The sequence below is a fragment of the Streptomyces maremycinicus genome, assembly GCF_001184025.1.
In the GTDB taxonomy this organism is placed as follows: domain Bacteria; phylum Actinomycetota; class Actinomycetes; order Streptomycetales; family Streptomycetaceae; genus Streptomyces; species Streptomyces maremycinicus.
In genome coordinates this window covers 872,466-890,267 of record NZ_BBYG01000008.1, presented here as the reverse complement: position 1 = coordinate 890,267, position 17,802 = coordinate 872,466, and the positions used below count along the sequence as shown (strand labels likewise).

At 70.4% G+C, this 17,802-nt stretch carries 17 protein-coding genes and 2 pseudogenes; 12 read left to right on the top strand and 7 right to left on the bottom strand.

What is annotated here, in order from left to right:
• Positions 1 to 5: 5 nt before the first annotated feature.
• The gene (locus AOQ37_RS04280) at positions 6 to 956 is read left to right on the top strand and encodes a thiopeptide-type bacteriocin biosynthesis protein (protein WP_062641205.1); all 951 of its coding nucleotides are present in this window, start codon (positions 6 to 8) and stop codon (positions 954 to 956) included.
• Positions 957 to 1,535: 579 nt separating this feature from the next.
• Here the strand turns inward: AOQ37_RS04280 and AOQ37_RS04275 are convergent.
• From AOQ37_RS04275 to AOQ37_RS04265, 3 genes are all read right to left on the bottom strand, one after another.
• Positions 1,536 to 1,892, bottom strand: coding sequence for a DMT family transporter (locus AOQ37_RS04275; protein WP_062641475.1), 357 nt, complete (start codon positions 1,890 to 1,892; stop codon positions 1,536 to 1,538).
• A gap of 247 nt (positions 1,893 to 2,139) precedes the next feature.
• Positions 2,140 to 2,397 carry a heavy-metal-associated domain-containing protein gene (locus AOQ37_RS04270; protein ID WP_062641203.1) on the bottom strand — a complete coding sequence of 86 codons (258 nt, stop codon included), beginning with the start codon at positions 2,395 to 2,397 and terminating at the stop codon, positions 2,140 to 2,142.
• Positions 2,397 to 3,560, bottom strand: coding sequence for an urease accessory protein UreH domain-containing protein (locus AOQ37_RS04265; protein ID WP_062641201.1), 1,164 nt, complete (start codon positions 3,558 to 3,560; stop codon positions 2,397 to 2,399). The genes AOQ37_RS04270 and AOQ37_RS04265 overlap by 1 nt, the downstream gene beginning before the upstream one ends.
• 302 nt (positions 3,561 to 3,862) lie before the next feature.
• Here AOQ37_RS04265 and AOQ37_RS41750 point away from each other — a divergent pair, with 302 nt between their 5' ends.
• From AOQ37_RS41750 to AOQ37_RS04225, 9 genes are all read left to right on the top strand, one after another.
• Complete coding sequence (locus tag AOQ37_RS41750) at positions 3,863 to 3,997, top strand: hypothetical protein (RefSeq protein ID WP_267887998.1); 135 nt, start codon at positions 3,863 to 3,865, stop codon at positions 3,995 to 3,997.
• Between the two features lie 745 nt (positions 3,998 to 4,742).
• A complete protein-coding gene (locus AOQ37_RS04260) occupies positions 4,743 to 5,381 on the top strand; it encodes a class I SAM-dependent methyltransferase (RefSeq protein ID WP_062641473.1) in 639 nt (212 codons plus the stop codon).
• A gap of 46 nt (positions 5,382 to 5,427) precedes the next feature.
• A complete protein-coding gene (locus tag AOQ37_RS04255) occupies positions 5,428 to 5,808 on the top strand; it encodes a BlaI/MecI/CopY family transcriptional regulator (protein WP_062641199.1) in 381 nt (126 codons plus the stop codon).
• Positions 5,805 to 6,782, top strand: a complete 978-nt coding sequence (locus tag AOQ37_RS04250) for a M56 family metallopeptidase (RefSeq protein WP_062641197.1) — start codon at positions 5,805 to 5,807, stop codon at positions 6,780 to 6,782. The genes AOQ37_RS04255 and AOQ37_RS04250 overlap by 4 nt, the downstream gene beginning before the upstream one ends.
• A 373-nt stretch (positions 6,783 to 7,155) precedes the next feature.
• Entirely contained in the window at positions 7,156 to 7,362 is a 207-nt protein-coding gene (locus AOQ37_RS04245) for a hypothetical protein (protein WP_062641195.1), read from the top strand.
• Positions 7,359 to 7,592, top strand: coding sequence for a hypothetical protein (locus AOQ37_RS04240; RefSeq protein WP_062641194.1), 234 nt, complete (start codon positions 7,359 to 7,361; stop codon positions 7,590 to 7,592). The genes AOQ37_RS04245 and AOQ37_RS04240 overlap by 4 nt, the downstream gene beginning before the upstream one ends.
• Positions 7,589 to 9,523 carry a copper resistance CopC/CopD family protein gene (locus tag AOQ37_RS04235; RefSeq protein WP_062641191.1) on the top strand — a complete coding sequence of 645 codons (1,935 nt, stop codon included), beginning with the start codon at positions 7,589 to 7,591 and terminating at the stop codon, positions 9,521 to 9,523. Before AOQ37_RS04240 ends, AOQ37_RS04235 begins: the two co-directional genes overlap by 4 nt.
• Positions 9,524 to 9,578: 55 nt before the next feature.
• Positions 9,579 to 10,013, top strand: coding sequence for a hypothetical protein (locus AOQ37_RS04230; protein WP_063781122.1), 435 nt, complete (start codon positions 9,579 to 9,581; stop codon positions 10,011 to 10,013).
• Positions 10,014 to 10,130: 117 nt separating this feature from the next.
• Positions 10,131 to 10,787, top strand: coding sequence for a thioredoxin-like domain-containing protein (locus AOQ37_RS04225; RefSeq protein WP_062641187.1), 657 nt, complete (start codon positions 10,131 to 10,133; stop codon positions 10,785 to 10,787).
• A 237-nt stretch (positions 10,788 to 11,024) separates the two neighbouring features.
• Here AOQ37_RS04225 and AOQ37_RS04220 read toward each other — a convergent pair whose 3' ends face one another.
• Together AOQ37_RS04220 and AOQ37_RS04215 are read right to left on the bottom strand one after the other, a co-directional pair.
• The gene (locus AOQ37_RS04220; protein WP_234436790.1) at positions 11,025 to 11,648 is read right to left on the bottom strand and encodes a M15 family metallopeptidase; all 624 of its coding nucleotides are present in this window, start codon (positions 11,646 to 11,648) and stop codon (positions 11,025 to 11,027) included.
• Between the two features lie 420 nt (positions 11,649 to 12,068).
• Entirely contained in the window at positions 12,069 to 12,710 is a 642-nt protein-coding gene (locus AOQ37_RS04215; protein ID WP_062641186.1) for a GNAT family N-acetyltransferase, read from the bottom strand.
• A gap of 311 nt (positions 12,711 to 13,021) precedes the next feature.
• On the opposite strand from AOQ37_RS04215, the pseudogene AOQ37_RS42080 reads away from it, so the two are divergent.
• Positions 13,022 to 13,189, top strand: a pseudogene (locus AOQ37_RS42080) (DUF305 domain-containing protein); the annotation flags it as partial.
• Between the two features lie 256 nt (positions 13,190 to 13,445).
• Positions 13,446 to 14,000: a TVP38/TMEM64 family protein gene (locus AOQ37_RS04205; protein ID WP_234436789.1), complete on the top strand. Its 555-nt coding sequence runs from the start codon at positions 13,446 to 13,448 to the stop codon at positions 13,998 to 14,000.
• Between the two features lie 512 nt (positions 14,001 to 14,512).
• On the opposite strand, the gene AOQ37_RS04200 is transcribed toward AOQ37_RS04205, so the two are convergent.
• Together AOQ37_RS04200 and AOQ37_RS41085 are read right to left on the bottom strand one after the other, a co-directional pair.
• Complete coding sequence (locus AOQ37_RS04200; RefSeq protein WP_445406706.1) at positions 14,513 to 16,192, bottom strand: VanW family protein; 1,680 nt, start codon at positions 16,190 to 16,192, stop codon at positions 14,513 to 14,515.
• Between the two features lie 974 nt (positions 16,193 to 17,166).
• Positions 17,167 to 17,545 (bottom strand): annotated as a pseudogene (locus AOQ37_RS41085) (DNA-binding response regulator); the annotation flags it as partial.
• Positions 17,546 to 17,802 lie beyond the last annotated feature (257 nt).

The following is a 17,802-nucleotide window of genomic DNA, read 5'->3' as shown; positions in this document are numbered from 1 at the left end:
CCGCCGTGCACGACACGGACCGTATCGAGGACGCCGTCCTGGCCGTCCTCGGCGGCGCGCCCGCCGAAGAAGCCGCCCGCGCGGCAGGCACCGAGCCCGCCGCCCTGTCCGAGGCGATCGAGAGATACCAGGCCGCCGGCCGGGCGGCGCTCGAAGCCGAGCCGTCCGGCTGGCACCAGGCCAACATCCGCTTCGCCGACTACCCAACCGCCGCCCAAGCCTTCCGCGCATACCTCGCGCCCGCCCTCCGCGGCGGCCCCGTCGGCACCTGGTGGTTCGTCCGGAAGCACCCGCACTGGCGCCTGCGCTACTACCCCGCCCCGGACGCCTCCCCCGAGGACGCCGTCCGTCACATCAGCGAAGCGCTCGACAGCTCCGTCTCCTGGGGCGTGACCACCAACTGGACCTCCATCCCGTACGAACCGGAGACCACCGCCTTCGGCGGCCCGGCCGGGATGGCGCTCGCGCACACGCTGTTCCACACCGACAGCACCGGCGTGATCGACTACCTCCATGCCGCAGCCAACGGCCAGCTGAAGGCGCTGGACTCCAAGGCGACGTCTCTCCTGGTCATGACGCTGATGATGCGCGCCGCCGGCCTGGAGTTCGGCGAGCAGGGTGACGTATGGGGACGGGTCGAACAGCATCGGCCATTGGCCGACGATGTGCCTCCGGAACAGGTGAGCACCATGGTCGAACCTCTGCGTCGCCTCCTTCTTTCCGACGCTCGCCCCCTTCTTGACGGTGAGGGCCTTGCTCCCATGCGCCCGTGGGTCGAGGGACTGGAGCGGGACGGGCGGGCTCTGGCGGACGCGGCGGAGAGCGGCACGCTCAGCCTCGGCAAGCGAGGCATCCTCGCTCGGCACGTCATCTTCCACTGGAACCGAATGGGCTTCGCACTCCGACAGCAATCCATCTGGTCCCGAGCAGCCCGGGAAGCCGTACTCAGCAGCTAAGACCGTGCGCGCCCTTCTCGCCTGGGGTGCCGGCCCGCACAGCTGCCCGTCACGCTCGCACGCCTCCCAACCGTCGTGCTCGCGGGGGCCGCATGACGCAACGGTCCACAGACTCCACCAACTCAACGCCCGACGACAAACCCGTTGATCGAAAGGACCGTTGAAGCATGAAGCTCACCACCGCCGTCCTCGCTGCCGGCGCCGCGGTCTCCCTCACCATCGCCGTGATCGGAGCCGCCCGGGCGCCTGACGCCGCCCCGCGGGAGCCGCCCTCCTCTCTCACTCGAAGCGCATCCATGACAACAGACCGACGCCTCCTCTCAGCGCCGGCCCCGGCAGTACCCGGTGCCCGGCACGATGAAGGCAGCCGTGGACACGATGGCCACCGGTTGTCGTGCGGCTGCGCGCTTGCGCAATACGGCAGACAGCGTGCGCAGTTCGTGGGTGACACCGGCGCACCGACCGTGATGAACCGGCGCTCGTCAAGGATGCCGAAGCGGCACACCACTGTCGATCGGCGGAGGCCAGCACTCTCGTAGACCTTTGAACCCGCACATGTCTGCGGCCTCGACCAGCTGCTCAGGGCTGCGGCCGACGGGCCCGGGCCTCACCGGAGGAACCGGACAGCTGGAGCCCGACGACCCCCACGATCACCAACGTGATCGAGACGATCTTGAGAGTGGACACCACGTCGCCGAGGAAGGCCATGCCGTAGATCGCGGTGCCCGACGCGCCGATTCCGGTCCACACGGCGTATGCGGGCCCGACGTCCAGCTTCTTCAGTGAGAGCGTCAGCAGACCGAAGCTGGCCAGCGCGAAAACACAGAACCCGATGGTCGGCCAGAGCCGGGTGAAGCCGTCGGACAGCTTGAGGCTCACCGCGAAGCCGGTCTCGAACAGCCCGGCGGCGATGACGAGCAGCCAAGCCCTGGCCATGTGCGAGTCCTCCACGCCTCTGGTCGGCAGGTCGGTGAGTGCCACACCGACCGGTTCATCACTTTGGTGCGATTATGCGCTGACCAGGCGCGGTTGTAGACGACCCCGGGCTCAGTCCTGATCGCGCCGTTCCCGGCCGACGAGCAGCCGCCGCAGCGACTACGAGGGACGTCGGCCCGTAGCGACGGCGCGGCCCGGACGGAATGCCCTGGCGGGCCGCGCCGTGTTCATCGTGCCGCTCTGCCGGTCAGTCGACCGGCCACGCCTCGTAGTCACCCGCGCGTCGCACCGCGACGACGAGGGCGTCGGTGTCCACGGTGGCGCCCTCCACCAGGCGGATGGCGGAACGTCCCCTGCGCACGTCGGTGCGGGCCGAGCGGACACCGGGCACCTCCTCCAACTCGTCGTCGATGGAGAGGCCGCAGCTGCTGCAGTGCATGCCCTCCACCTTGAGAACGACCGCCGGTCCGGTCTCCGTTTCCTCCTTACGACGGAACAGTGCCATTACGCGCCTTCCTGGAAGGTGATGGTGCCGGTCTGCATGCCCATGGCGCAGGAGAAGCGCAGCGCGCCGGCCTTACGGGTGCCGAGGTCGATCTCGGTGTCGCCGTTGCGCTTGACGATCTCCTGGACTCCTAGTTCGGGGATGGTGAAGGCGCGGGCGCAGCCGCCGGAGTCCTTGCCGCGCAGCACCAGCGTGGTGGGCACGCCCGCCTGTGCGGTGAACTCGGTGGGCACGTAGAAGTCCGTGACCGTCAGGGTGACGATCTGCGTGCCGGAGGCGTCCATGCGGACCGGCCCGCTGGTGACTGGCTTCTTCTGCTCACTGCCCAGCGTGGCCTCGGCGGAGGTCGACGGCGAGGCGACGGAGGCCGCTTCGGGTGAGCCGCTGAGGTTGAGGGTGGCCCAGCCACCGGCCTGGACGCCGGAGGCCACCGTCCAGGCGGCGACGGCGAGCACCACCACACCGGTGAGGACCGCGAGCCTCCCGGACAGCGCCCGGCTGGTACGGCGGAACAGATAGCCGAGGACAGCGAACAGCGGGGCGGTGCCGAGCACGAACCCCGCCATCACGGCGGCCCCGGCCAGCGGCGAACCGGAAGTGACGGCGATCAGCTCGACCGACAGCGTCACCCCGCAGGGCACCAGCACCGTCGCCAGCCCGATCAACGCCGGGGTGGCGACCGAGTCGGCCTTGGCGCTGCGACGCAGCAGCCGCCCGAACGGCGCCGGAGGCCTCGGCACCCACCGGGCGACCGCCTTGACCCCGAACAGGTCCAGGGCGAACAGCACCATCAAGGCTCCGGCCGCGATGAGCATCACGGCTCGGGCTCGCGGGCTGGGCTGCAGCGCGTCGCCGAAGACGCCGAGCAGCGCGCCGAGCATGGTGTGGGAGACGAGCTTGCCCGCGAGGAACGCGCCGACCGGTACCAGCGCCTTCGGTTCTGCAGGCGCATCGGCGACCGGTGACCGGCCCGGGCGACGGTCCTTCACGGCAACGCCGGACGTACGGCGCGCCCCGGCCAGAGCCGGGGACGGTACGGCGGCGGGACTGCGGCGGGTGACCGCGCCAGCCAACAGGCCGCCCTGCACGGCGGCGCAGGAGGCGCCCCCGGCGAGCAGGCCGGTACCGACGCTGGTGACGAACAGAGTGAGTGTCGAGGTCATGCCTGAAAAACTCCGTGGTGGCAGAGGACGGCACGCGCGCATGGCGGCATGCCGGATCGGATCGGGCAGCGGAGCCCGCCGGGCCGTACGGTCTGGCGGGCGTGCACGATCAGGTCCGACTTATACACAGCCTGTGGGTATCGGGCCCCTCACGGGAAGCGGGAGACGGAGGTGCCCGCTGGACATCGGCCAGACCGGCGATTTCCCGCCCGGCCGGAGACGCTGCGTGCGCCGCGAGCGAGGGCGGGGCACTGGACGGCCTTTGATGGGCGAAGGGCTGGCAGTCCATGACCATGGCGTCCATGGGGCACGACGACGCGGCCCTTGCCCGGACGTTCGCTCCGTCGGACTGCGCCGAGGATGATGACGTCATCGAGGCCGTGGACGTTAACGAGACTGCGGACGTCATCTCCATCGAGGTCGCCGTGGCGGGCTGAATGAGCCCCGTGGCGCACAGGACCAGGGCGAGCACGGCCAGCAGCCCGGCACACCGCCGGGCTGGGGACAGCCGCATGCGTGTCCTGGCCATGGCACGGGATGCTAGCCCGCGCCCCCCAGCCTCGCCATTCCGTGATTCACAGCGCCGGCTGGCAGTCCGCGACCCAGGAGCGCAGCATCCCGGTCAGATGCCCCCATGCGCAGCTGACCTGCTTATAACCTGCAGCGCCCCGCCGAATCGCATCACCGTACGTGCGTTGCGGCGCGCTGACCCGAACGCGCCGCAACGCACGGCGGAAGCCCAGAGCGGCGATGAGGAAGGGCAGGGCCCAGGCCGACGCCGTAGACGAAGGCGAGCAGCGGCCGGGGCGGCGGCGCCGACAACAGGGCGGAGAAGCCGAGGGTGAAGGCACCAACCCGGCTACCAGGACGCCCGGCCATCCCGCCCCGCCTGTACGTCGGCCGCTGATATGCCGGTCGCGTACGCGACGTAGCCGGGTACAAACGGCAGACAGCACGGTGAAGAAGAACGACACCCCGCCCCCCGAGGAGAACGAGCGGCGCCGCCGGCAGCAGCGGGCCGCTGGAGACGAGGTCGGATACGCCTTGGCTCAAGGACGGCCTCCAGGGCAGGGTGGAAGAGGAACGCGCGCCCCGTCGGACCACCCGAGCGAACATACTCCCAACCTCCTTAGGAGAAGGGTCAGGGGGGTGCCTGCCTCCACCGCCACCAAGGAGGACGTCATGGCCAAAGCGTTGTCGCATCCGGTCTTCGCCCGTGTCTATCCGCGCATCGCCGCCTTCGCCGACGCGCACGGCTCGATCGAGCACCGCCAGGAGATGCTGGCGGGCGTGCGTGGGCGGGTGGTGGAGATCGGGGCGGGTACGGGCTCGAACTTCCGGCATTATCAGCCTGAAGTGACTCAGGTCATGGCGGTGGAGCCGGAGCCGAGGCTGCGGGCGCTAGCCGAGAAGGCGGCGACGGAGGCACCCGTGCCGGTGGAGGTGGTGGCCGGGCTGGCGGAGGAGCTGCCGCTGGAGGACGACGGCTTCGACGTGGCGGTGTGCTCGCTGGTGCTGTGCACCATCGCGGACGTGCCCGGTGCGCTGGCCGAGGCCCGGCGGGTGCTGAAGCCGGGCGGTGAGCTGCGCTTCTACGAGCACGTACGCTCCGAGCGGCCCGGCTTCCGGCGGGTCCAGCAGGTCCTGGCCCCGCTGTGGCGGCTGCCCGGCGGCGGCTGCCACCTCACCCGCGACACCGAACGTGCCATCCAGGAGGCGGGCTTCACCGTGAAGGACATCCGCCGCTTCTACTTCCTGATCAACGGCCGGGCCAACCCCGCCTCCCCGTCGATCATCGGCACCGCCCGGCCGTCCACCTAGGCCGCTTAGGATGTCTGCAGGGCCTTCCGGTCCGGGAGGAGGACGCATGGCGCAGTTCGGCGAACTTGAGGCCGCGATCATGGACGCGGTGTGGGCCGCGGGCCAACCGCTGCGCGTCCGCGAGATCCTCGAACACCTCGACCGGGACCCCGAGCCCGCCTACAACACCGTCCACACGGTCACCGAAATTCTCCACCGCAAGGGCTGGCTGTCGAAGAAGAAGGACGGCCGGGCCTACAGGTACGGCGCCACCACGAGCCGCGAAGAGTACGTCGCCGGCCTGATGGGCGAGGCACTCGCCGTGGCCGAGGACCGTACCGCGACGCTGGCCCGCTTCGTGCAGCAGATGCAGCCCGGCGAGGCCGAGGAACTGCACCGCCTGCTCGGCCAGGCGGTGGCCCGCGAAGCCAGGGAGGCGCCGAAGTGATCGTCGCCGCCGTCCTGTTCGCGTACGCAGCCCTACTCAGCACCCTGGCGCCGCGGCTGCTGCGCGGTGCGCACTGGGCCGAGCGGGCGCCCCGGCTGGGCATCGTGGTCTGGCAGGCGCTCGGCGCCTCGGCGCTCACCGCCGCTGTCCTGGCCGGTCTCGCCCTGACCGTGCCCACGGTCCGCGTCAGCGCCGACCTCGCCGAGCTGCTGCAGGCGTGCGTGATGGCGCTGACCGAGCAGTACGCCTCGCCGGGCGGTGCGGCTGCTGGCGCGGCCGGAGCCGTGCTCGCCCTCGCGGTGCTGGGACGCACTCTCTGGTGCGCCGGGCAGGCGATCGTGCGGATCCGCCGCGAGCGGCGCGAGCACCGCGAAGTCCTCGACATGGTCGGGCGGCCGGACACGGCCCGTGGCGTGGTCGTCCTCGATCACGACGAGCCCGCCGCGTACTGCCTGCCCGGGCGCCACCGCCGCACCGTGATCACCACCGGAGCCCTGCGCGCCCTCGACGACGACCAGCTCGAAGCCGTTCTCGCCCATGAGCGCGCCCACCAGGCCGAGCGGCACGACGCCGTACTGGCCTGGGCGCAGGTGCTGGCCAATGCCTTCCCGCGCATCCCTCTGTTCCGTATCGCCGAGGCGGAGATCGCGCGGCTGGTGGAGATGCGCGCCGACGATGTCGCGGCTGCCCGCTCCGGGCGGCTGACCACCGCGGCCGCCCTCCTCGCGGTCGCCGGCGGGCGCGCCCCGGCCGTGGCCCTCTCGGCAAGCGGCTCGACCGCCGCCCGCCGGGTACGCCGCCTCATCGAGCCGCACCGCCCGCTCAGCCGCACACGCATCGTGGCCGGTTCACTGACAGCGGCAGTCGCGCTCGCCGTGCCGCTGCTGGTCGTCGGCGGCCCTGCGGCGGCCGCGACCCAGCTGAACTACTGCCCGGACGGCACCCCGGCCGCCCAGGTCACGACCATGCGCTGACCCTCCCCGCAACCCCGGTCGAGGGGCACTGCACGCTCCCGGCTGGACGCCGCCATTCACATTGACCTAACCTCCTTAGGAGCTAAGGTCACGGGTAAATACGGAAGGCGTCGTCCGCATGGGAGAGCTTCTGTTCGGTACGACGCTGCTGGCGTCGTACCTCGGAAACGTCGCGGCGCGCTGCTCGCGTCCTGCCGCGTGGCCGTGATGTGCCCACGTCTTTGGCCACCGGCTTCCGCCGCCCATCGGCTGTTGTTCGCACCCGGCCTCCTCGGCGACGACCGGCTCATCGCGGACGGGTGCGTTGCCGCCCGCCCGCTACGACGTGAGCTGAACCGCCTCCCCCAGACCTGAACGGACAAGGAGTCGCGCCATGGAAAACCTGCTCTACCTCCTCCCCGTGCTCGCCTGCCCAGTCGGTATGGGCCTGATGATGTGGTTCATGATGCGCCCCAAGCACGGCGCCCAGGCCGGCCCCACTGCGGACCGACAGGAGCTGACCCGCCTGCGCAAGGAGATCGACGCCCTGCGCAGCGAGCAGGCGTCCCGGGAAACCACCCCGCAGGACCGCCCGGCATGACGGGCGTCTGGCTCCCGCTGGTGGCGACCGCACTCGCCGCAGCTCTCACCTGGTGGTGCTGTATACGCCCCATGGCCAAGGACCGCGCCTGCCACGCCGCTCAGGCCGGCGCGGACGATCCCGAGCTCCAGGAAGAGCTGCGGCGCGCCCGCGAGGAAGTGCGGCAACTGCGCGAACAGGCCGCCCCGCCTGCCGCCCCCTCCAAGGGACCGGAGATCCTCGACAAGTGACCTCTTCCGTACCAACGGTCCGGCGCTCCGTCGTCACGATCGTCCCGCTCGTCTCGCTCGTCCTGGTCCTGCTGCTTGGCACCGCCGCGCCCGCGTCCGCGCACGCCACCCTGCTGTTCACCAGCCCGGCCGCGGACGCGACGGTGGCCGACTCGCCGAAGTCGCTCGTCCTGGTCTTCGACCAGCCGGTCAGCCTGAGCGGAACCTCCGTACGCGTCGAGCCCTCGGCCCGCCTGGGCACCGCCACGCTCAGCCAGGGCAACCAAGAGGTCACCGTCCCCGTCCGCTCCCCCCTTGCCGAGGGCGTGCGCGCCATCAACTGGCAGGTCACCGCCCGCGACGGCGACGTCATGACCGGGAGCTACCGCTTCGCCGTCGGCCCTCGCACCATCGCCCTCGCCTCCGGCCAGACCACCGCTGCCAAGGACGCCACCCCCACCACGATCCTGCGCTGGCTGTTGTTCGCGGCCCTCGCCGTCATGCTTGGTGAGGCGGCCGGCCGACGCCTCACCGCCCGCGTCCCCGACACCCCGACCCGGCGCCCACGCTCCTGGGCCCTGCCTGCCTCGCTCATCGGCGCCACCGCCGCACTCATACTGGCCGCCCTGCAACTCGGGGACGGCTCGTTCTCCTCCCTGACCGGCACCAGGCCCGGAGTCCTGTCCCTGGTCGAAGTCGCGGGCTTCGCTCTCGTCGCCCTGGCGGTGCTGGTACGCCGCCGCACCTGGGCGGTTGTCCCGCTCACCGCCGTCCTGGTCGCCGAGGCTCTGCGCGCCCACCCGCAGGCCGAGCAAGCCGTCGCGGGCCCGGTGCTCACGTTCGTACACCTCACGGCCGCCGTCCTGTGGACCGGAACGCTGCTGCACGTGCTGCACACCCTGGCCGCGTGGCGCGGCGAACGCTCCCCCGTCCGCGCCCTGCTGTTCTCCTACGCACGGCTCGCCGCCTGGCTGTTCGCCGCCGTCGTCGTCACCGGGCTGATCTCCGCGCTGCTCCTCGTCCCGCTCCGCGACCTCGCCACCACCACGTACGGGCAGGTCCTGCTCGTCAAGATCGCCCTGATCACGGTGGTCGGGGGTCTGGCCCTCGCCGCTCGCCGTCGCCTGCGCCGCACCGGGGCGGGGTCACCCCAGCGCCCGGCTCGGGCCGAGACCGGCGTGCTCGCCGTCGTCCTCGCGTTCTCCGCCACACTCACCGTGCTGTCCGTCCCCGCCGACGCCAACCGCTCCCTCCCCTTCGCCCCGCCGCTCGACGGCCCGGTCGTGCCCGCCGGCACCCGCGCCGGGGAGATCGGCATCAGCGCCCGCGCCGCGACCGGCCGGCTCGTCATCGACCTCACCGCGCCCCAGATCGGCGGCAATGAGAAGCAGTCGTACGGCCTGAAGGCCACCCTCGCCGACCCGCGCGGCACCCGCCGGGCCCTGAAGCTTCGCGGCTGCGGCACCGGCTGCTTCTACACCCCGGTCACCTGGCGCGTGGGCACCAGCCGCCTCACCCTCACGGCGTCAGCGGGTGAGGAATGGGCCGGCGGCCGCGCGGGCCTCGCCGTCACCTGGCCGCCCCGCCCGGACACGGCCCTGCTGGGCGAGACGGTCGCCGCCATGAAGAAGACCCCTCGCTTCACCCTCCACGAGCTGGTCACCAGCAACACCGCGCGCGGTCTCGGCGACCTCAAGCAACTCCCCATAACGGGCACGGAGTTCCTCGCCTCCGAACCGTACGGCAGCGGCACCGCCCCCGTGATCACCCGCCTGCCGGACGAGAACGGCCACCGCCGCCTGGCCCTCGCCTACCCCGCCGAGCACACCCAGCTCGACCTCACCCTCGACGAGACTGGCCGCATCCTCCACGAAACCCTGACCGCCCCCAACCACCTCGTCACCCGCACCTTCGTCTACCCAGAGACGGACGAGGACGGCCATGACCACTGAGCCCCCGGGGCAAAACCGTCGGCTCGCCCGCAGGACCTGCCTAATATCAACTGTGATGGGGAGCCGGAGACAGCACACGGCCCGCGGAACGCAGTGGACCACACGGATCGCGGCGCTCTGCCCTGCTCTGGCCGTGCTGCTCGCCGCACTGGTGATCTGCCTGGGGTTCCTGGCCCACGGCCAGAGCGACGCCCCGGTCACCGCCTCTACGACCTCTATGTCCGCCACGGCGATCCCAACCGGCACCCCAGTCGAACACCACGCGACGACAGCCTCACACCCGTCCGGCTGCCTTCCCGACGACGTGTGCTGCAGCCCGGCTGCCGACGGCGTACGAGCCGTGCCCGCCGCTCCCGCCCAACCCCTCCCAGCGGTCCTGCCCCGTATGCCGGACATCCCGAAGCAGCTGGACACCCCGTCACGCTTCGCCGACCCCGCGCCGACCTGCCGCGCTCCCGATCTCCACGTCCTCCAGGTGCAACGGACCTAGACGGATGCCACGGCACCGTGCGCCCGCGCGCACGGCCAGCCGACTTTCGCCATCCAACGCACCTGCACCCACCGCCGCCCGACGACACCGCGCGGCGGAGACGAGGAACACACAGCCATGAGCAAGTCCAGCAAGAAGGCGACCGCCGAGGCACGGCGGGCCAAGGTAGAGGAGATGCGCCGCGCCGAACAGGCCCGCGATCGCCGAAACCGGATCATCACCATCACACTCAGCACGGTCATTGTCGCCGGGCTGGTCGGCTGGGGCGCGTACGCCATCAACAGCGCCAACGAGAAGGAGGACCAGAAGGCCGCCGCAGCGAAGAAGCCCGTAAGCGGCGAGAAGACCTGGGACGCGAAGAAGCTCACGCAGAAACATGTCCAGGGCACCGTCGACTACTCGACGAAGCCGCCCGTCGGCGGCGACCACAACAAGGCGTGGATGACCTGCGACGGCACCGTCTACACCAAGGCCATCGCCAACGAGAACGCCGTCCACTCCCTCGAGCACGGCGCGGTCTGGGTGACGTACAACGACAAGGCCACCGACGCCGACATCAAGGCGCTGAGCGACAAGGTCTCCAAGACGCCCTACACCCTGATGAGTCCGGACGAGGACCAGTCAGGAACGATCACGCTGTCGGCCTGGGGCCGCCAGCTCAGCGTCAGCAAGGCGTCCGACCCCAGGGTCGAGCAGTTCCTCACCAAGTACGTCCAGGGCGCGCAAACTCCCGAGCCGGGCGCCACCTGCGCCGGCGGGCTGACCTCCTCATGAGGTATACGACTGTGGCGGCGCGGGACGTGACGGACGCCAACGACCCGCGCCCAGGAGCCTCCGTCGAGCGCTGATCGACAAGGTCGTTGACTGTGTCGTCTCTGAGTGACAACCCGCTGGCAGGCCCGACCAGGTCCAACGGTCGGCGCAGCCCGCGTCACGGCCCAGCGGGTACGGACGGCAACGTCGGCGGCGTCCGGGGCGTACGCCCTCACGCCGCCGACCGGTCTCCCCCACTCACGCCGCGGGGGTTGACTCCTCGGCCGTGGAGCTGGAGGGGGTGGCCGACGGGCCCTTGAAGGGCTTGGACGGGTACCCGGTGTCGAAGTGCATGTAATCGGGCACCTTGATGTCCTGCCAGACCCAGCCCTCCTCCATGAACGCCCGCCAGACCAGGCCCTCCTTGAGGATCTTGCCCTTCCCCTCGGTGCGCGCGGCGAACTTGGCGCTCGGCGACCAGCGCTTGCTGCGCAGGTCCTTCCACGGGTTCTCGAGCGGGTTGATGTCGATGGCGCGTCCGTTGGCGTGCGGGGACTCCCTGAACGGGGCGTTGATCTGGTCGGGGCGACGGCAGTTGAAAGCGGAGGTGTTGTCGGCGCGCAGGCTGACGTTCAGGTCTCCGTCGTAGGCCTCCATCGGCTCCATACGGCGGATGGGGAATCCTTCCTCGAACAGTCGCGTGAAGATGCGGACGACGCTGGCCGTCACATCGGCGTTGACCACGAGGACGCCGCGGTGCACCTCGCCGTCGAAGCCCACGTAGTTCATCTCCACGCGGCGCAGCTGGTCGCGGACGTCGGGACAGCCCTTGCGCCACAGCCCCGCCGCCACCATGCGGGACCACTGGGCGTCCGTGATCACTTTGACCGCGGCGTCCAGGGACGCTGTGGGGGAAGGGGTGGGAGATGGGGTGGGGATCGCGCTGGGAGTCGCGGAGGGCCGTGCCAAGGTCCCGTCGGAGCTGCCGGCACCCGCCGTGGACGGGGTGCCCCCCGACGCCGACGAAGACGAGCAGCCGCCGGCCAGAAGTGCCGTCGCGGAAAGCAGTGCAAGGCTGCCGAGGGCAAGCTTCCGGCGCCGACCACGCTCGCGGGCCGATAGTGCCGTGTCCCTGCTCGGGTGATGGAGGTGGGCCGCGTCGCGCATGCGCTCCGTCTGCGGTGCATGGCTGGTCAAGCAAAATCTCCTGGAGTGCTTCCGGGGCACCCGTGCCGGGCACGGCCGCGATCCCGGTACGGGGATGGTCTGATTGGTCGGGACTGGTCGGCCAGGACCGGTGCCTCAGTGTCGCTCTGGCGTCGGGCCGTCGTTCAGCGGGAGGTCGTACGTGAGGAGGCGGCGGCCCTCGGGCGTGCGGATCTCTCCCTGACGCCGCCAGCCGAGCCGGTCGTAATACGGTCCGGCCCCGCCCTCGGCGGCGGTGACGAGAGTGACACGCGCGCAGCCCACGTCGGTGGCGTCCTTCACGAACCGCGCGATCAACCGAGCCCCTATGCCGCGGCAACGGGCGTGCTCGGCCACGACGACGTAGTCCAGAACAGCGGTGACGCCAGAGTGACCGACGGCGGGAGTCTGCCGGGCCGCCCGGTTCGGTATCAGCTTGCGGCCGTAGCGCACCAGCCGAGTACGCAGGAAGTGCAGCGCGAGGCGGGGCCGCAGACACAGGCCGCCCAGGGCTCGGAACAGCAGTCCGCGCCCGTAGTCGCGCAGCACATGGCGGCGGTGCGCCGCCGGGTCGGTCGCACCGATGAGGAAGCCCACCGGCTGCCCGCCCATCTCCGCGATGTAGGCGCGCGCGTCCGGACCGGTGAGGTAGGTCCCGTTGTACGCGGTCAGGAACTTCGGCCCGAGGCGGGCGAAGAAGCTGTCCGGAAAGTACCTCAGGTGCTCGGCGACCACGAACGGGATGTCGTCAGGGTCCATGGACCGTATTCGAAGGCCGCCGTGCGCCGCGGGGCGGGCGTCTCTCGTCACCGGACTCGGAGGCCCAGCGGGGATCTGGTCCGGGGCGAGTCGGGCAGGGCTCGGGTGTGCGGCTGAGCGCATGTCGGCGTCCACATAGCAGAAATTACTACACTGCGTAGAAACTTAGTAGTTCAGTACCCTGGTCGGGGCGGGGCTTGCCGTGTGAACCGCGAACCCATTGCGGCCCGAGAGGGTAGACCGGGAGTCCCAGTTCGGCTGGCACGTCGGCCGTATGCGGCTTCTGAGCAGGAAAGGAAGGACGTCATGGCCTGGCCGCCAAGTGCACGGACTTCCACCGCAGGTTCGCGGAAATGATGATCGAGCCTCGTAGCGGTGTGATCGAGATGGCGAGGACGAGCAGAAGAACGGCCGTAATATTTGACAAGAAGCTCGCCGACGATGTGGTGAAGAACCAGTCCACCGAGGTCAAGCAGATGCAGGGCATGCTCGACCGACTCCGATCCCGTCGGTCACGCCCGTGCCGTTCCGGGCCTTCCGCGCAGAGGCCCCGAACAGCCGGCCGCCTCCGTCACCGCATGCCATGCCAGCCCGTACCGGACAAGGAAGATGAAGAAAATACCGAAGCTGCACCCAAAGGCCCGCCTCGCACTGCTCGTCGGGCTGCTCCTGGCTGCTGCCGGCTCCCTGTTGGTATGGAACCCGGACCGGCTGCTCTCCCAAGGCTTCACATCCGTGGTGCCCGGGATCTGGGCGGGACCGGGCTTCGCCGTAGTTTTCGCGCTGAGCACCCTCGCCTTCTTTCCGAAGCCGGTGCTCAATGTCACCGCCGGGGCGATTTTCGGTATCCCCGAAGGGCTGGCGCTGGCCGTGATCGGGACCACCCTCGGCGCGGTGCTCGCCTTCAGGCTCGGCCGCAGCCTCGGCCGGGAGGCGCTTCAGCCACTGTTGAAGAGGAAGATCCTCGCCACCCTCGACCGCCGCCTCACCGATCAGGGCTTCGTCAGCGTGCTGCTCCTCCGCATCGTGCCCGGCGTGCCGTTCCAAGGGGTCAACTTCGCGGCCGCCTTCTCCGGAGTGCGCCCGTGGTCCTTCACGGCCGCGACCGCGCTCGGTGTCCTGCCCGGCACCGCCGCATACGTGATCGCCGGAGCCACGGCCTCATCCCCCGCTTCGCCGGCCTTTCTTTTCTCGATCGCTGCCATCGCCATCATGATGGTGCTCACCCTCGCCATCGCGCGGCGGGCGCGGCGCAAGGGCACTCCGCCGAAGGCCGTCGAGCCAGTTTGACCTACGGCGAGACAGGTCGGTAGTCCCGTTCTGGCACGCCTGCAGCAGCGCGATTTGCTCATTGCTGCCGCGCCGCGGCAGCAACTCAGCCTGCAGCCTGCCCACCGGCGGTAGATGTGCCGGAGGGGCGCCGGGCCGCGGCCGGGGACCTTGTGATGAGGAGGTTCCCGAGATCCCTACACCCCTGTCGCTGGCGGTCATCGGCGGGGTGCTGGCCGTCACCACGGTGGCCAGCCTGGTCAAATCCCGGCATGATCCTGCGGCTCGGGCGCACGCCGGAGCCGTTATCGCTGCTCCACATCACGCGGCTGGCGGTGAACAGCGCACTTCCGGGCTGAGGAGAACGAGTCGGCACGTGGTGCGCGGGAATGCTTCATCCCCGCGCTTTCGGCCGAAGGTCCTCGCGCGACTCTTCTGGGCCGCTCACGCGGCCGACCACGGTGCGAGGCCCTGTCGGCCGGCTCCGGCCCGTGAGTGCGCCGCCGGGTCCGACGCACTCACCCGGCCGTCGCTCAGTCGCAGGTGACTTCGTCGCGGGGCACGTACCGCGTCTTGAAGGTCTCCCGCTCGACCTCCTTGCCGCCGTCCTTGAAGACCCGGTCGACCGCGACGTTGAAGCCTTCGAGCGGGGTCTGCGGCACGCACTTCTCTCCGGATGCTCCCTCGCGGGTTGCCGGCTGCTTCACGTCGGTGCGCGGGCCCTTGACCGCTTCGACAGTGTCGTACTTCTTGGTGCCGAGGAAGGTGATCGTGATGGACGTGTCCGTGGCGCGCGCGTCGATGTAGATGGCGTTGCCCGAGTCGTTTTTGAACTTCAGGTCGAGGCTGCCCCAGGCCACCGTCGCCTCCCGGCCCTCCGGGTAACGCTCGATGTAGAAGGAGTGCGCGCCGTACTCCACCGGCTTCACGCCAGCGAAGAAGACGGCGTTGAAGACCGTGGTGGCCACCGCGGACACACCGCCGCCGGCCGCCTTCTCGAACTGGTCGTTGTTGATGATGATGCCCTCGACGAACCCGTTCTCCTCGGTCCGCTCACCCACGGTGCGGTTGAAGCTCCAGGTCTCGTCGGGCAGCACGACCGACCCGTTGATCAGCTCCGCGGCACGGCCGATGTTCGTGACGCGATACGGCGCGGGCTCGAAGTTGACCGTGAAGGTCGACATCTCCTCCTTGATACCGAGGCGGCCGACGTTGCCCCGGGTCAGCTTGGGGTCCACCTTCTCGGTGGCCACCGCCCCGGTGCGGGCCGCCCCGGTCTCGGTCAGCAGCGGCAGTACGGCTTTCCTGAGCGCCTCGGCCGTCACCTCCTGCCCGCTCTTGCCGTCCGAGGCCACCACCACTCGCCCGCCGTCCAGGCGCAGTTTCGCGTCGACCGCCTCGCCGCCGGCCTCTGCGAGCGGGCTGGACACCGCCGGATCGGCCAAGAGCTCCTTGCCGTCCAGTACGGAGGTCAACCTCTTGTCCCCCTCCGGCTTCATGGTGAGGTGCTCGCCGAGCGTCGCCGCGCTGATCTCGATCTCCCGGCCACCCACGTTGAGCGTGACCGGCGCCGACATCGCAGGGGTGGCGAACTCCTTCATCGCGCGGTTCACTTCCGCCGCGCCGATCCTGGGTTCGGTCGTGCGTACTGGCAGCCGCACTTGCTCCTTCGCCTGGCCCGGGACCACCGCAGCCAGAGCGTCGACCGCGCCGTTCACGTCCAGGGACCGCCCGGTGACCGGCCGCGTCGGCACCGGCTCGCCCGCGTGGAAGGTGACGGCACCCTCCCGGGCCTTCCGGTCGTACGTCTTCGCCTCCTCGGCCAGTGACGCGCGGGCTTTCGCCTCGTCCACGCGGATCACCGGTTCGACCTCACGGCCATCGCTCGTGAACAGGCGGCCGATCACGGTGAACGGGTCGGATCCCGCTTGCGCGGCCTGGGTGACCGTCTCCTCACTGTCCAGAGAGATGCCGTCCACGTCGACGGTGCCGACACTGTCGGCGAGGCGCACCTTCACCGGCTCCGACCAGGCCCCGCCCAGGCTGTTGTCCAGCTTCTCCCGCGCCTGCGAGCTGCTCAGCCCTCCGATATCCACACCGCTCACCCGGGTGCCCGCGGGAACGTCGTCACCGGACACCAGCAGGCCCACCAGATACAGCCCACCGAAACCGACAACCACCGCCCCGGCCACGAGCGCGACACGACGGCCTATTCGGCGACGACCGGCCGACGTGGCGTCGGCGGGCGGGTCGAGTAGGGATGAGCGACTCACTAGTTCTCCTCGTATGTGACTGTCGCGTGCCGCGGGCAGAACCCGCACGGGGGCTGCTTGCCGAGTGCCGATAAGAAGAGGTTTGCGGTGATACCACAAGCCCTGTCACCGGCCCGCTCAGGAGCCGCCGTCTGCCGCCCCGTCGGGGCGTTGGTTCCCTGCGGGCAGGGCCTTGGTGCACTGGTGGACAGGCCCGGCCGCCGGTTCGCCGAGCGGAGACCCCTGACCTGACCGCCGGAGCCGGGCCGAGGACGGCGGAGCGCCGACGACAGCACTCCCGATCCGGTCCCGCACCGGCGCAACGGCTCCTCCTGCACCGGCGGAGAATCTCGCCGGGAGTCCCGAGTGCCGACGAACAGCCGCCGCGGGGCCGTGAGGGGTCGACCGCTGCGGGCTGCCCGTGCGCGTCGACCCGGCCCAGGCTCCTGGGTGCCAGTCCGGCCGGTCCGCCGCTACCCGCCTCCAGTGGCCGAGCCGGGGAAGGCACTCCCTGGGCGACCGAAACGGGCGGCGACACGGCGCGGGGCGAGCCGAGCACTGCGCGATGGACACGACAGCTCCTGTTCTCCGCAGTACCCGAGAGCGGCGGTGCCGTTTCGTCTCTCCGCCGCGCCGATTTTCCTCGACTGGTAGGCACACACCTTATCTCCTAGGTAACTAAGTCAGTTAGTTGGATAGCGGTAACCTCGGTCACGATCGCCGGTGATCGCGAAAGGGGGGCGCAGATGGTTGGGTCGCCGTTCGGGGTCTCACTGCTGCCGCGCGCCCGCCCCTTCGGCGGCTTCCGTTCCCGCGGACGGCTAACAGCGGCGACGTCGGCCTCCACGCCTGGATCAAACGGCCGCGGCGAGTAGGGGCCTTCCGCCTTGCTGCGCGGCTTCCTGAGGCGGCCGGACCAAGGGGCAGCCGGGGGTGTTGGTCCGGGTCAGTCCCAGGTCGCAGGCAAGGATCACGGCCTGGATCCGGTCCCTGGCGCCGATCTTCGGTCCGACTTGGGCCTTCACCATCCAGCCTCGGCCGATGGCTACCAGGATCTCGCGCTCCCGCTCGGTAGTGAGCGCCCCGGGGTCGTCGTCGGTTGTCCGGCCGCCGGCATGCCCCGGCAGTTTGTGGGCGTAGGTGTCCAGGAAACGAGGGGCCAGACGGGGGGGCGATGACCGCGTTGCCGCAGGCGACAGCACGGATCCCGGCGAGTAACTCGCCCGGGAGGGCGTCCTTGAGGAGGAAGCCGCTGGCTCCGGCGCGCAGTGCGGCGTGGGCGTACTCGTCCAGGTCGAAGGTGGTGAGCACCAGTCGTACCGCGGCACCACACGGGGAACCCGCCGATCCAGACGAATTCGCCGCTACAGGGATCAGGACCAGGCCTCCACGAGTTGGGCCGACCACGCAGGCGGTTCACCTGTTGGCGGACCGCCTGCGCATGAGACCCGCGACCTCGCACCTCCGGGCACCACGCCACCCCTTTCGCGTTCTTCACCGGCATGGCCAAGTCCACGCGTACATCCGCGAGAACTCTCGAAGGCCAGGCATACGCCGGCGAGCGCGGTCCC